This is a genomic window from Leeuwenhoekiella sp. A2 (genome assembly GCF_047946655.1).
Taxonomy (GTDB): Bacteria; Bacteroidota; Bacteroidia; order Flavobacteriales; family Flavobacteriaceae; genus Leeuwenhoekiella.
This window is the reverse complement of sequence record NZ_CP172311.1, coordinates 2,612,708-2,625,119: the sequence shown is the minus strand read 5'-3', so window position 1 is coordinate 2,625,119 and position 12,412 is coordinate 2,612,708. Positions and strand designations below refer to the sequence as shown.

The window sequence follows — 12,412 nt, the reverse complement described above, 5'->3', positions numbered from 1 at the left end:
TTTAGTATCTCACATTAGTACAAACAAAAACCCACCCTTAATTGACATCAAGGATGGGAAAAAAATTGCTATGAAAAAGAAAAATATCACCAATTAGTCATTAGTGATATTCAAATATACACTTTTTCTTAATATGTTGTTAATTTATGAGAACATATCTTTCACTTTCTCAAAAAAGGACTTATCCTCCTTTTGAGGTTTAGGCATAAAATGATCATCAGTTAACATTTTTTCGAAAAATTCTTTTTGCTCTCTGCTAAGATCTTTAGGCGTCCAAACATTTACATGTACCAGCAAATCACCACGACCATAACCATTAATTGAAGGAATACCTTTTCCGCGTAAGCGAAGTATTTTACCACTCTGAGTACCTTCATCAATTTTTATACGCACTTTGCCTGTAACAGTATCAATCTCTTTACTGGTGCCCAATATTGCTTCTGGCACACTTACATACAGGTCATGATGCAGATTATCGCCTTCACGTTTTAAAGTATCATGTTCCTGCTCTTCTATAACCACAAGAAGGTCACCAGGCACTCCATTACCAGGAGCTTCATTACCCTTACTTGAGACTTTAAGTTGCATGCCTTCTACAACGCCTGCCGGGATTTTAATAGAAACTGTTTCTTCTATTGTCTTCATTCCCTGAGCATCTGCATCTGCCGGTTTAGAATCTATAACCTGCCCAGAGCCACCACATGTAGTACAAGCGGTTGCAGTTTGCATACGCCCCAGTATAGTATTAGTAACACGCGTTACCTGACCAGCACCGTTACAGGTACCACAGGTTTTATATGTTGTGCCGCTAGCCTGTTTTTTACGGCGAACTTTAATCTTCTTCTCAACACCGTTAGCGATTTCTTCTAACGTGAGTTTTACACGAATACGTAAGTTACTCCCTTTTACTCGGCGCTGGCCGCCTCCAAAACCGCCGCCAAAGCCTGAAAAACCGCCTCCGCCACCGCCAAAAGCGCTGCCAAAAATATCACCAAATTGGCTGAATATATCTTCCATATTCATACCGCCGCCACCGCCGCCAAAACCTCCTTCAAAGGCTTGATGACCATACTGATCATAGCGTGCGCGTTTGTTCTCATCGCTCAAGACTTCATAAGCCTCTGCAGCTTTTTTAAACATCTCCTCAGCATTGGTGTCTCCGGGGTTCTTATCCGGATGATACTCGATTGCTTTTTTGCGATATGCTTTCTTTATCTGTGCGGTAGAAGCATCTTTACTAATACCTAATATGTCGTAATAATCTTCTTTCATGTACTTTCTTTCTCTCTGTTTTTAGACTCTTTTAGTTACTGACAAAATCACTATTGTCCTACAACCACTTTTGGGAATCTAATTATTCTGTCACCCAGCATATAACCCTTTTCTACAACGTCTACAACTTTACCCTTTAGGCTCTTTTTAGGAGCAGGGATTTGTGTTATAGCTTCGTGTATTTCTGCATCAAAGGTATCGCCTTCTCCTACTTTCATTTCGGTTAAACCTTTAGCTCGTAAAGTTTCTCTTAGCTTATTGCTAATTAACTCCACACCTTTAGTAAGGTTCTTATCTTCGGCTTTAGCAATTTCTACCATTGCACGATCAAAATCATCAAGTACGGGAAGCATAGATTGCATCACTTCCTGACCGGCTGTTTTAAAAAGATCTATTCGCTCTTTTGCAGTACGTCTTTTGTAATTCTCAAAATCTGCAAACAGTCTTAAAAACTTATCTTTTTCCTTTTCCAGATCTGCTTTATAAGATTCCAGTTCAGAATTTTCAGTTTGCTCCTGCTCGTTTTCTACGTCTTCCATTTCTATATTTTCGGTCTGCCCCTGATCTTCTGTAACTGCCTGACCGTTATTTTTTATTTCTTCCGATTGGTCTTGAACCAAATCTTCATTTTTATCATTTTGACTCATTGCTTCTTCTGATTTTTGACTTAACACGGCAAAAGTACTGCCAATTGAATGAAAATGTCAAAATGTCACCGGTATATTTTATATTTTATTTAAGAGGTTATACCCTACAATCCTATATTTTTGAGGCTTAATTAACACTTAAATCCAATTACTAATGAAAACAGGAATCATAAGTCTTTTTACTATGGCTGCGCTTCTCACGGCCACGGTTTCCTGCAAAGGAGATAAAAAGAATGCCACAGATGCTGCTGATGCTGAAACAGCTGCTATGGCAAGTATGCAAGCTACCAAATTTATGGTAGATCACGAAGCTTCTAATATAGAGTGGGCAGGTAAAAAACCTACCGGCACTCATACAGGTAATGTAAAATTAGAATCTGGCGTGGTAAAAGTTGAAGGTGACACTATAAGTGGAACTTTCTTAATAGATATGACCACTATTGAAGATACAGATCTGGAAGGTGAACAAAAGACCAATCTTGAGAATCATTTAAAAGGTACTGTTGAAGGTAAAGAAGGAGATTTCTTTAATGTACAAAAATACCCTACTGCCGCTTTTGAAATAACTGGAATTTCTGAGAAAGAAGGAAAGAAAATGATGGCTGGTAACTTAACGATAAAAGACGTTAAGAAGAATATTGAATTCCCAGTTACTTATGAAGTTTCTGGCAGCACGCTTACTTTAAAGTCTGAACCTTTTACAATAGACCGTACAGACTGGAATGTAAACTATGGTTCTAAATCTGTTTTTGACAACCTGGGTGATAAATTCATCAATGATGATATAGAACTCACTCTTGATATTGTTGCCAAGCAGCAAATGTAATCGCATTTAATAAAATGAAAATTTACGCCTGGATTAACCAAATCCGGGCGTTTTTATTTTAAAAGATTTTCAAGAGCTTCTTCAATGTATGCAAATTGAAAATTATACCCTTCATTTTGAATATGTTCAGAACTTACCCGCTGACTTTCCAAAACAACATCTGCCATTTCGCCTAGAGCTGCTTTTAAAGCAAAAGCCGGCACATTGGGTAGAAATAAGGGTTTGCCCATTTTTTTAGCTGCCACTTTAGTAAGCCCTTCATTAGTCACCGCATTAGGTGCTACGGCATTAAATGTTCCTGAAACTTTATTCTTAATACAGAATACAAAAATGCCCGCCAGGTCTGCAATATGAATCCATGATTGCCATTGCTCGCCAGTACCCAGTGGCGCACCGGCATAGTATTTTATAGGTTTTATTAGTTGTTGTAAAGCTCCCCCATCTTTGGCCAGTACTACGCCAACCCTAATTTTTACCACGTCTATATTTATTGCGGCAAATTGGTCTGCTGCCTGTTCCCATTTTTCTACTACCTCGCCTAAAAAACCGGCATTATAATCTGGATAATCTTCTTTGTAATAGTGTGTGTATGAACTGGGGTAAGCGCCAATCGCACTGGCAGAAATAAATTTTGCAATGGTATGATCAATTGAGGCTAATGTTTTAAAAAGCAGATTAGCAGTATTAACGCGGCTGGCAACAATTTCTTTTTTGTGGGTATCTGTCCACCGTTGAGCAATACTAGCACCTGCGAGATGTATTATAACGTCTACACCATCAAAGGCGCGCTTATCTATAGTTTGCATTTCAGGATTCCACAAAAAACCTTTATAATTAATTTCTGTCTTAATTTTCTCTTGAGAAGTGGTTAAATAATTTACTTCAATATTTTGATCAAGACATAAGGCAGTGACAGCATTGCCTACTAACCCGGTAGCTCCTGTAATTAAAACCCGCATATTTTTTTTATCGAAGTTAAGCGCATTCTGTTTTGTTTAATCAAATTTTAAAATAGGTTTAACAAGAAGAGCAGTTTTATCTGTATGTCACGCAATAAAAGGTGTGATATTTGACTCAAAGGTATTTGCATAGTGATAGTGGTCACCTTATCTTTAAAACCCAATTTTATATATGAAAAGCTTACTTTTTGCCCTTATTTCGGGATTTTTACTTGCACTGGGCTGGCCTACTTACGGTTTTCCACTTTTACTTTTTTTCGGTTTTGTTCCGCTTTTAATTACAACGCGCTCTGTAAGTCTTTCAAAAGGTAAACGTAAAGGTTTACACATTTTTGCCCTGGCCTATCTTACTTTTTTCATTTTTAATATCTGTACCACCTGGTGGTTATATTATTCTACCGCCTTTGGTATGTGGTTTGCAGTGCTTGCAAATGCCTTACTTATGGCCCTCGTCTGGCAACTTTACTATTACGTAAGTAAAAAACAAACATTTAAAGTCAGCCTAATATTTCTGCTCTGCATCTGGATGCTTTTTGAAAAATTACATCTCAGCTGGGAGTTCTCCTGGCCGTGGCTCAATCTGGGCAATGCCTTTGCCACCTACACAGGCTGGATACAATGGTATGAGTATACAGGAACCTTTGGAGGTACGCTATGGATTTGGCTGGGCAATTTCATCATTTTCTCTGCTGTACTGAAATATCAGATATATAAAGAGAGGCCGATTATTATAAGAGCGGGAATTCAATTTGCGCTACTACTTTTTGTACCTATTACCATTTCACAATTTATATTAAGCTCTTACGACGAAAAAGAAAACCCGGTTGATGTTGTCATCTTACAACCCAATATAGATCCTTATACCGAAAAATACAATACTACAAATGAGCGTATAGCAGATTTGCTCTTTTCTCAGGCAACTGAAGTTCTAACTCAAAAGACTGACTTTCTTATTGCACCTGAAACAGTTCTTGCCGAAGGTTTTGGTGTTGATCTTAGAAATTTTAAATATTCGCCAGAGCGGCAAAAGGCACTACAGTTTTTAAGCCGATATCCGCATTTAAATTATTTGGCAGGAATACAGTTTTACCGTCTCTATCATGATGAAAAAGACCTCATCCCTACAAGCAATTATTTAGGTAAAGACAGATTAGGAGAACCTATTTGGGGTGACTTTTTTAACTCGGCTATTTTATTAAACAGTAAAGATACCAGCCAGATTTATCATAAGAGTAAACTTGTGGTGGGGGTAGAAAATTTCCCTTATCAAAACATTTTAAAACCGCTTTTGGGCGATGTCATGCTCGATCTGGGAGGTACCGTGGCCATGAAAACCAAACAGGAAAACAGAAGTGTTTTCTGGGGTACAGACAGTACTACTGTGGCTCCTATAATATGCTACGAATCAGTCTATGGGGAATTTGTAACCGGTTATGTGCGCAATGGCGCCCAGTTTTTAGCCGTAATTACAAATGATGCCTGGTGGGACGATACACAAGGTCACAAGCAACACTTAAATTATGCGAGATTAAGGGCGATAGAAACTAGAAGAAGTATTGCCCGTAGTGCAAATACCGGTATTTCTGCAATTATTAATCAAAAAGGAGAGATCGAGAAAAGCTTAGAATACGGTCTGCAGGGTACAATTAGCGCAAGCTTAAATAAGAATAATACGGTCACTTTTTATAGTAAATATGGCGATTATTTAGCCAGAATGGCGATTTTTCCGGCAGTGTTTATCTTTCTATTTGCTCTGGTTCCCTATAAACGTGAAAAGAAGTAACTACTGCCCTCTAAAATAGATCACCGTACTAATTGTTTTGATAAGAATATCAATATCTAAAAAAAGCGTACGCCTTTTTATATAATACAGATCATATTGCAACTTAATCAGGGCATCATCATAAGCAGTGCCATATCTGCTCATCATCACCTGCGCCCATCCTGTAAGACCGGGTTTTACAACATGCCGCGTCTCATAAAAAGGTATTATTGCTGCCAGCTCTTTGGCGATGAGCGGTCTTTCCGGGCGGGGTCCTATTAAACTCATATCGCCTTTTAAAATGTTAAAACATTGTGGTAATTCATCAAATCTTGTTCTGCGCAGCACATTGCCAAACCAGGTAATCTTTCGCTCTGCTCTATCTGAATATTGTTTTTCTTCTTTAAAGGGATCTGGCTGCATAGTGCGAAATTTCACAATTTTAAATGTAACTCCATTTTGCCCTATGCGCTCCTGAAGGTAAAAAAGCGATCCTTTATTCCCTATTGCATTGCCTAAAACGATAATAGGCAGAACGGCGAGTGTAAAAAAAGCACAAAAAAAAGCGAATAGAATATCAAAAAATCGGTTAAAAAAGAGGTAAAAACGGTTGCGATTACTACGATTAAAAGGGAAGAACTTATAAAAATCCTTCTCTACATATTCTACAGGTACACGCTGTGTGATCTCTTCATAGACCTGCGTATACTCGCGTATGCTAAAGCCATGCTCAAGCAATTTTATGAGTTGGCTGTAAAGTGGGATACTCACCCCTTCTGCATATGAACTGGCTACAACAATTTCAGAAATACCTTCTCCTTTTATGAAATTCTGCAAGTCATCGATATTTACACTTATAAGCTCTTCCTGAGCTTCCAGAACACCGTCATTATCTGTGTTTGTAAAACCAACTACTCTGTAATTAGGATCTGCGTGATGCAGATTTGCAACAATTCTATTTATATCAAAAGAGTCCCCCACTACAAGTACCTTTTTAAAGAACCGCGGCGATGTAATAAAAGAAAAATACGCATATCGCCAGATGATTACCCCGCCTAGAATGGCCAAATAAAATGATAATATCTGCAACCTGTTATCGGGTAAAACCGGCGTTAAAAAGGGAGTAAGAATGTAAAATAAAGTTGTTGAAGAAACAGCCAGGGTGGCGTTTTTAATGGTAGCCTGAAAGCTCGACGCCTTTTTAAGATCATACATCTCAAAAATGGTCGCAAAAAGGGAGTAATATAAAGCCAGAACGAGCGCCCAGGTATAATGCTCCTTATCTATTATGAAATAGTGAAAGTTATACCACTCTGAAATTATTATGAGAAAAGAGAATATAAACAGAATGTCCATGATACGGAGAAGGACTTTCCGCTCAGATATTTCAAAATGAATATCAGGTAACCAAGACATAGGGGCATAGATTTGGTTTGGCTAAAATTAAACTTTTTAAGTTAATATTTTTGTCCACTGCGTTTTTACTACCTGCCAGTCAAAATTTTCAACTTTCTTTCCGGCATTTAAAGTGAGTATTTGTGACTGTGCAGGATCATTGATTATGGCTTTTATCGCTTTCGCGAAAGCTACTATATCATCATCATTTACCAGCAACGCATTCTTATCGTGATCAAGTAAATACGGAATGCCCCCCACATTTGTCGAGACGACAGCAAGACCCAGTGCCATGGCCTCAATGACACTTATTGGGGTATTGTCATAATGTGTGGTATTTATAAAAATGTCATATTCTTTTGATAACTCGATCCATTCCTTCTTTTCCATTTTTCCGCTAAAAATGACCGGTAAATGGCGGATTTTTGCATATTGCCGGCAGGTTTTTAAAGAGCCATCTTTATCTGGTCCTACCATACAAAGGGTCGCACCAGGATAATCTTCCAGCAAAATCTCCAAAATTTTTAAAGCCATAAGCGGATTGTAGATGGCAGAAAAAGAACGTACCCAAAGCAAATTGGGTTTAAAAATTGCCCTTTCCTGAAACTTATATTTTTCTATAGCTATGCTATTAGGTATATAAACTACGTTATTATAACCTTCTTTTTGAAAGAAATTAAATAAATAAAAGGACGGAGCTATAATTTTGTAGGCCTTATTAAAGAGATTTTTGCTTCTCTGCGGCGATTTTTGATGTCTTTGAGGCAATTTTCCGCCATGTAAAATGGGTATATACTTTAACTTAAAAATTTGGCAGACTTTACCCACTGCGACGGCATACCAGAAGTTTGTAGTGCTGTAGGTATCAATTAATATATAATCTGTACTACCGGCGCGACTTACTGTTGCATACAACATATGCAGTAAACGCAAAACCTTATTTTTAAATCCGGACGCATAGGTGATATGATAACCAATTTGTTCAAGACTAAAACCCAGGCTTTCTATACTAGTGGGCGTGCTCGAGTTGTGGCTGAGCTTGTTGCCTATGTAAAGCAGGTTTTTTTTCATTAACAAAATTTAAAAGGGCAAGTGCGTAAATAAATGCCGGTGCGGCTATACGCATAGATGAGTGATTTATGGTTAAAAACCACATAGATAAAAACCCATAAAAAACATAATTTTTTCGGTTTTGCAGCCTGTAAGCAAAAGGTACACTTACTAAAAGCATTAAGGCAGCAAGGCCAAATATACCATGCTCAGAAAGCAATCTGCTAAGTTCATTATGAGAAGCCGACTCAATACCGTACTTGGCTTCGCGATATTCTTTAGATTTTCCTACCCCTATCCCAAAAACAGGATTATTTATAAAAAAAGTGAGTTCAGAAGAAATGAGTTCTTTTCGCCCTGTGCTTAAATCTTCTTTAATTCTGCCTGCAGCATCTTTATTAGCATATCGCATATCTATAAGCCCCATTGTACGTACAGAACTTATAGACCATGTAATAAAAATGGCACCCGCAATAATTATGAGATATGCTTTCATATTACTGGAACGCTCTCGTGAAACCCCCTGCATATAAATCACCAGAAACAAGATTGCCGCTACCACTGCAGTGTAAACCCCACCCCGGCTAAAGGTGAGTATGGCTCTATAAGAAACACACATGAGCAGAATGAGATTTACTAAAAAGATCACTAAATTTTTACTGTCTGAAAAAAGAAGAATAATTAAAACAAAAATACCTATGCCTAAAACAGTAGATACCTGATTAGGACCAAACCCGCCCGAAAGGGCAAAATTAGAAGAAGTCCCTGTTAAAACGTCCCGGGTATCAGGTGTAAAAACAAAGAGAAAAGTGGTCATAGTCACAATAGGAAATAAAATCGCCCATAAAATGTAGTAGAACTGTCTTTTTGTGATCTTACGATCAAAACAGTATAAAGCAGAAATACCCAAGCAAAAGGGGCCGCTTAAATTAAAAATGATCGCTTTTCTTACATTCGTATCATAATTGAGAGTTTGTGCTGAATAGATAAGACCCGGTATTAGAAGTAAAAGATAAAGCCAGTAAGGAGCAGATTTTTTAGTCGTTCCGCTGAAGAAAAGTCCCAATAACATTAATCCTATCACGCTGTATTTACCCGCTTCATAAGGGATGGCACTCCCGGTCATTCTAAAAAATACTTCAGAACCCATCATATAGGCAGCGGCAATGAGAGCCTGATTCTGCCCATTACGAGATCTAAATATTGAAAATATAAAATAGGCTAATACGCCCAGAAAGTAAATAGTACTTAAAGGCGTATATAAGTAAATAATGAGACCTAGCGCTATATGCACGACAAGATATTTAATATATAAATTTGAATTATCGTCTAAGAATATCGTCATAAATCGCTATAACCTCCGGTAGGATTTTATCTGCTAAATAATTATTTTCAATATATATTTTAAAGTTGTTTCCGTATTGCTTAGATAAGCATTTATCATTCAACAAATTTAAAACAGCCCCTGCCAATACTTCGGCATCATTTGCAGGCACACATATACCCCTGTTTTCAAGCAGGTGAGGAATTTCACCCACAGCAGTCGCCACTACAGGTAAACCTGCTAAACCATATTCAAGAATAGCTACCGGTAGTCCTTCATATTGAGAAGTTAATAATCCTACGTCACAAACTGTAAGAAAATCCTGTGGTTGTTCCTGCTCTCCATGAATAAAGATTAAATTCTTATAGGGAGAATCAGCTATTTTTAGTTTTACATATTTAGCATAATCATCATTAAATACTTTACCAATTAAATGTAGAGTCAAACCATCAGTTTTTTTACTAGCCAGATCAAAAGCTTTTATTAATGTTAAATGATCTTTAGGATAACGCCAATTTGCCAAATGCACAAGACGCTTTCCTTCTGTACCGGGTAATTCTAAGAGCTTGGAATCACCATTCTGAAATATAAAATTTCGTATAACAAATATTCCAGAAGAATTAAGGTTGTCAACAGCCCAGTTATGAATATCCTTACTCACACAAAATATTGCACCACAAAAGGTACTACAAAACTTTAAAACATATAATTTAAATTTTTTCTGAGCGGCGATGTTACCATGATGAAAATGAAAGATCAATCCTATTGATGGGATTAAGAACTTAACCAGAGTCGCAAGAAAATAACTACTGCCGTGTGCATGGATAATATCAATGTTTTCTTTTTTAAGAAAGCGATACAACCGTAAAACAGCAGCAATGTCTACAACAGATTTTCTATCTAAAAACAAATAACCTACTTCTGAACTAATTTTTTCTTTAAGACTACCTTCTTTTCTCCCGGCGCAGAGGTAAGATGAATCTATACGGGTTGAAAGTGCGATAGCATAATTAACCGCCATCATTTCTGCCCCGCCCGTTGCCAGGCTATCTATGAGCTGTAAAATTCTCATTTTAAAAACTTTGCTATCTCATTTTCAAACCTTTCTAAAGTAAATTGTCTAGACCATAGTTGAGCTTTATGAGATTTTGTACGTAATGCATTTTTGTTTTTTAGGTCTCCTTCAATTCTTCTAATGTCTTTTTTAAACTTTCCTTTAATTAAAATACCTCTTGAACCATTTCCCAACATCCAGGGAACACAGGATATCGAGGTAACGATAGGTATTACGCCCCACCACATAGCTTCAGCTACAACTTTAGGCCAGCCTTCAGATTTTGAAGGTAGGATTAGGAAATGAGTTTTCTTGTACGCTTCTTCAATTACCTGTGAACTCTGGGCGCCATGTATATAGACGAACTCTTGCAGATTATTTTCTTTAATATAATTTTCTAACTCCTCATTTGCTACACCGTTTCCATACACATGTATTTCAGAAGGATAACCCGCATTTACCAATCCTTTAACTAATTTTATAGCATAAAGCGGTCTTTTGCCTTTAGTAAGACTGCCCACAAATAAGAATCGTAACGGCAGGTCATACTTACGTAAGGGTACTTCCTGTTTTTCGTCATCAGTATAGGATGCTGTAAAAAAGGGAACAATATTTTCAGACTGATTTTGCCAATTCCCATACACTAATACTTTGATTTTTTTAGTCAGAAATGTATTTGAGAGTATATACTTCTGAAATTTATAACTCCATGGTTGCTTTGAATCTGGATCCCAATTCCCGGCATATTTAGCTGTCTTTGGTTTTGAAGGAAATAAAATCTGTACCATACACCCTAGCAAACCTATATTTCCCGGACAACGCAAATGAATATGATCAGCCCGTTTCATCCCTTTATAAATCCTGAACATTATTAAAGGAGCAAAAAACAGAGCTCGAATTATCTGAAATATAGATATTAACGAAATCTCCGGTATTGAAGTTAATGTAATTTTTTTAATGTATGCCTGGTCAATTATAGAAGGCGCCCTCTCTGCTATAGGAGCGATAATTTCTACTTCATCTACATATTTTAACCATATATTCATCTCTTTTACATAGGGCCCGTATGAATATGTCTCCCCATGGCTATTAAAATGTTGAGCATGGCTTACAATTAAAAATCTCATTTTGCTATAGGAGGATTAAGAATTGAACTCCACCATCCTGCAATACGCCCCAAAGCTTCTAAAAATGGCTGTTTTTTAGGGGAAAAGGTTACTGCATTACTGAGTCTAATTAAAGTAAGAATTCCCGCTGTTGTGTGCCATTTTAACCTGTTTTTTAAAGAAGGATTAGGGAATTTAATTCTCCATACATACCAGCCATTTCTTATCACCATTTTGCCATATTTAAAATGATCTGGCCGGCCCAATTGCTCATGATGATGATAAAGTTGGGCTTTAGTATTCACAAAAAGTTTACCCATTTTACTTACCCTAAGCGTAAAATCTGCATCTTCATATAATCCATAACCTTCAAAATATTCAGAGAATTTGTGAGTTTCAAATATAGATTTTCTAAAAGAGGAAACCCCTCCCATTAATTGCTCAACTTGATAAATTTTCCCCGAAGGCGGCAGAAAACTTACTGAACGCCCATGGCCAAATTCAGGGAAATGCGCTGGTGGTCGGTCAGCATCTAAACCCAACTTCTTGCGTAAGACATACCTGCTCCCATCAGACCTGCAAAAACCGTCATAGCAAAACTCGTTAAGTTGTGGTTTGTAATCCTCAGTAACTTTATGCCATTTAATATCTTCAATTATATAACCTCCTACTCCTAAAGCTTCAGGATGTAATTGATATCCTAAAAGTAATTGTTCAAAATAATCAGCTTCTAAAATTACATCATCATCTAAAAAAGCGATGATTTCGATGTTAAAATCGGTCTTTTTAATGCCAAAATTGCGCTGTTTTGTTAGTCCGCGGTCTTTTTCGCTTACGCGGAAATAGTTGAGATTTTTTATCGCTACTTCCTCAATCATTTTGCCGGTCAAGTCATCCCTGGAACCATCAACAATTATAATTTCATCAGGTTTCATTGTTTGTAAAGCAACAGAATCTAAAAGTTTTCTTAACGCTTCAGGTCTTTGATATGTGCAAATAATGAGGGATAATTTCATA

Annotated in this window: 11 protein-coding genes; 2 read left to right on the top strand and 9 right to left on the bottom strand. The window is 37.2% G+C overall.

The window, feature by feature from the left end; genetic code table 11:
- Positions 1-144: 144 nt before the first annotated feature.
- Both dnaJ and ACH3PA_RS11650 read right to left on the bottom strand, forming a co-directional pair.
- On the bottom strand, positions 145-1,272 hold the full coding sequence (dnaJ, locus tag ACH3PA_RS11655; protein WP_416448181.1) for a molecular chaperone DnaJ: 1,128 nt from the start codon (positions 1,270-1,272) through the stop codon (positions 145-147).
- A gap of 50 nt (positions 1,273-1,322) precedes the next feature.
- Positions 1,323-1,919 carry a nucleotide exchange factor GrpE gene (locus tag ACH3PA_RS11650; protein ID WP_416448180.1) on the bottom strand — a complete coding sequence of 199 codons (597 nt, stop codon included), beginning with the start codon at positions 1,917-1,919 and terminating at the stop codon, positions 1,323-1,325.
- Positions 1,920-2,073: 154 nt separating this feature from the next.
- On the opposite strand from ACH3PA_RS11650, the gene ACH3PA_RS11645 reads away from it, so the two are divergent.
- The gene (locus tag ACH3PA_RS11645) at positions 2,074-2,745 is read left to right on the top strand and encodes a YceI family protein (RefSeq protein ID WP_416448179.1); all 672 of its coding nucleotides are present in this window, start codon (positions 2,074-2,076) and stop codon (positions 2,743-2,745) included.
- A 53-nt stretch (positions 2,746-2,798) separates the two neighbouring features.
- On the opposite strand, the gene ACH3PA_RS11640 is transcribed toward ACH3PA_RS11645, so the two are convergent.
- Positions 2,799-3,704 (bottom strand): TIGR01777 family oxidoreductase, encoded by a 906-nt coding sequence (locus ACH3PA_RS11640; protein ID WP_416448178.1) that lies wholly within the window; start codon positions 3,702-3,704, stop codon positions 2,799-2,801.
- Between the two features lie 172 nt (positions 3,705-3,876).
- Between ACH3PA_RS11640 and lnt the strand changes: the two genes are divergently transcribed.
- The gene (gene lnt / locus ACH3PA_RS11635; protein ID WP_416448177.1) at positions 3,877-5,487 is read left to right on the top strand and encodes an apolipoprotein N-acyltransferase; all 1,611 of its coding nucleotides are present in this window, start codon (positions 3,877-3,879) and stop codon (positions 5,485-5,487) included.
- On the opposite strand, the gene ACH3PA_RS11630 is transcribed toward lnt, so the two are convergent.
- The 6 genes from ACH3PA_RS11630 to ACH3PA_RS11605 are packed head-to-tail and all read right to left on the bottom strand — an operon-like array spanning position 5,488 to position 12,411.
- Positions 5,488-6,882: an exopolysaccharide biosynthesis polyprenyl glycosylphosphotransferase gene (locus tag ACH3PA_RS11630; RefSeq protein WP_416448176.1), complete on the bottom strand. Its 1,395-nt coding sequence runs from the start codon at positions 6,880-6,882 to the stop codon at positions 5,488-5,490. It lies immediately after the preceding gene.
- 36 nt (positions 6,883-6,918) lie between these two features.
- Positions 6,919-7,932, bottom strand: a complete 1,014-nt coding sequence (locus ACH3PA_RS11625) for a glycosyltransferase family 4 protein (protein WP_416448175.1) — start codon at positions 7,930-7,932, stop codon at positions 6,919-6,921.
- The gene (locus tag ACH3PA_RS11620; RefSeq protein ID WP_416448174.1) at positions 7,871-9,256 is read right to left on the bottom strand and encodes an O-antigen ligase family protein; all 1,386 of its coding nucleotides are present in this window, start codon (positions 9,254-9,256) and stop codon (positions 7,871-7,873) included. The genes ACH3PA_RS11625 and ACH3PA_RS11620 overlap by 62 nt, the downstream gene beginning before the upstream one ends.
- Positions 9,234-10,307: a glycosyltransferase gene (locus ACH3PA_RS11615; protein ID WP_416448173.1), complete on the bottom strand. Its 1,074-nt coding sequence runs from the start codon at positions 10,305-10,307 to the stop codon at positions 9,234-9,236. The genes ACH3PA_RS11620 and ACH3PA_RS11615 overlap by 23 nt, the downstream gene beginning before the upstream one ends.
- Positions 10,304-11,416, bottom strand: a complete 1,113-nt coding sequence (locus ACH3PA_RS11610; protein ID WP_416448172.1) for a glycosyltransferase family 4 protein — start codon at positions 11,414-11,416, stop codon at positions 10,304-10,306. The genes ACH3PA_RS11615 and ACH3PA_RS11610 overlap by 4 nt, the downstream gene beginning before the upstream one ends.
- Positions 11,413-12,411, bottom strand: a complete 999-nt coding sequence (locus ACH3PA_RS11605) for a glycosyltransferase family 2 protein (protein ID WP_416448171.1) — start codon at positions 12,409-12,411, stop codon at positions 11,413-11,415. Before ACH3PA_RS11605 ends, ACH3PA_RS11610 begins: the two co-directional genes overlap by 4 nt.
- Position 12,412: the final 1 nt, after the last annotated feature.

Excerpts from the sequence above, each read along its gene's own strand:
- ACH3PA_RS11645 (WP_416448179.1), top strand. The coding sequence starts at position 2,074 with ATGAAAACAGGAATCATAAGTCTTTTTACTATGGCTGCGCTTCTCACG.
- ACH3PA_RS11630 (WP_416448176.1), bottom strand. The coding sequence starts at position 6,882 with ATGTCTTGGTTACCTGATATTCATTTTGAAATATCTGAGCGGAAAGTC.
- ACH3PA_RS11610 (WP_416448172.1), bottom strand. The coding sequence starts at position 11,416 with ATGAGATTTTTAATTGTAAGCCATGCTCAACATTTTAATAGCCATGGG.
- ACH3PA_RS11625 (WP_416448175.1), bottom strand. The coding sequence starts at position 7,932 with ATGAAAAAAAACCTGCTTTACATAGGCAACAAGCTCAGCCACAACTCG.
- ACH3PA_RS11650 (WP_416448180.1), bottom strand. The coding sequence starts at position 1,919 with ATGAGTCAAAATGATAAAAATGAAGATTTGGTTCAAGACCAATCGGAA.
- ACH3PA_RS11605 (WP_416448171.1), bottom strand. The coding sequence starts at position 12,411 with ATGAAATTATCCCTCATTATTTGCACATATCAAAGACCTGAAGCGTTA.
- ACH3PA_RS11620 (WP_416448174.1), bottom strand. The coding sequence starts at position 9,256 with ATGACGATATTCTTAGACGATAATTCAAATTTATATATTAAATATCTT.
- ACH3PA_RS11615 (WP_416448173.1), bottom strand. The coding sequence starts at position 10,307 with ATGAGAATTTTACAGCTCATAGATAGCCTGGCAACGGGCGGGGCAGAA.
- ACH3PA_RS11640 (WP_416448178.1), bottom strand. The coding sequence starts at position 3,704 with ATGCGGGTTTTAATTACAGGAGCTACCGGGTTAGTAGGCAATGCTGTC.
- dnaJ (WP_416448181.1), bottom strand. The coding sequence starts at position 1,272 with ATGAAAGAAGATTATTACGACATATTAGGTATTAGTAAAGATGCTTCT.
- lnt (WP_416448177.1), top strand. The coding sequence starts at position 3,877 with ATGAAAAGCTTACTTTTTGCCCTTATTTCGGGATTTTTACTTGCACTG.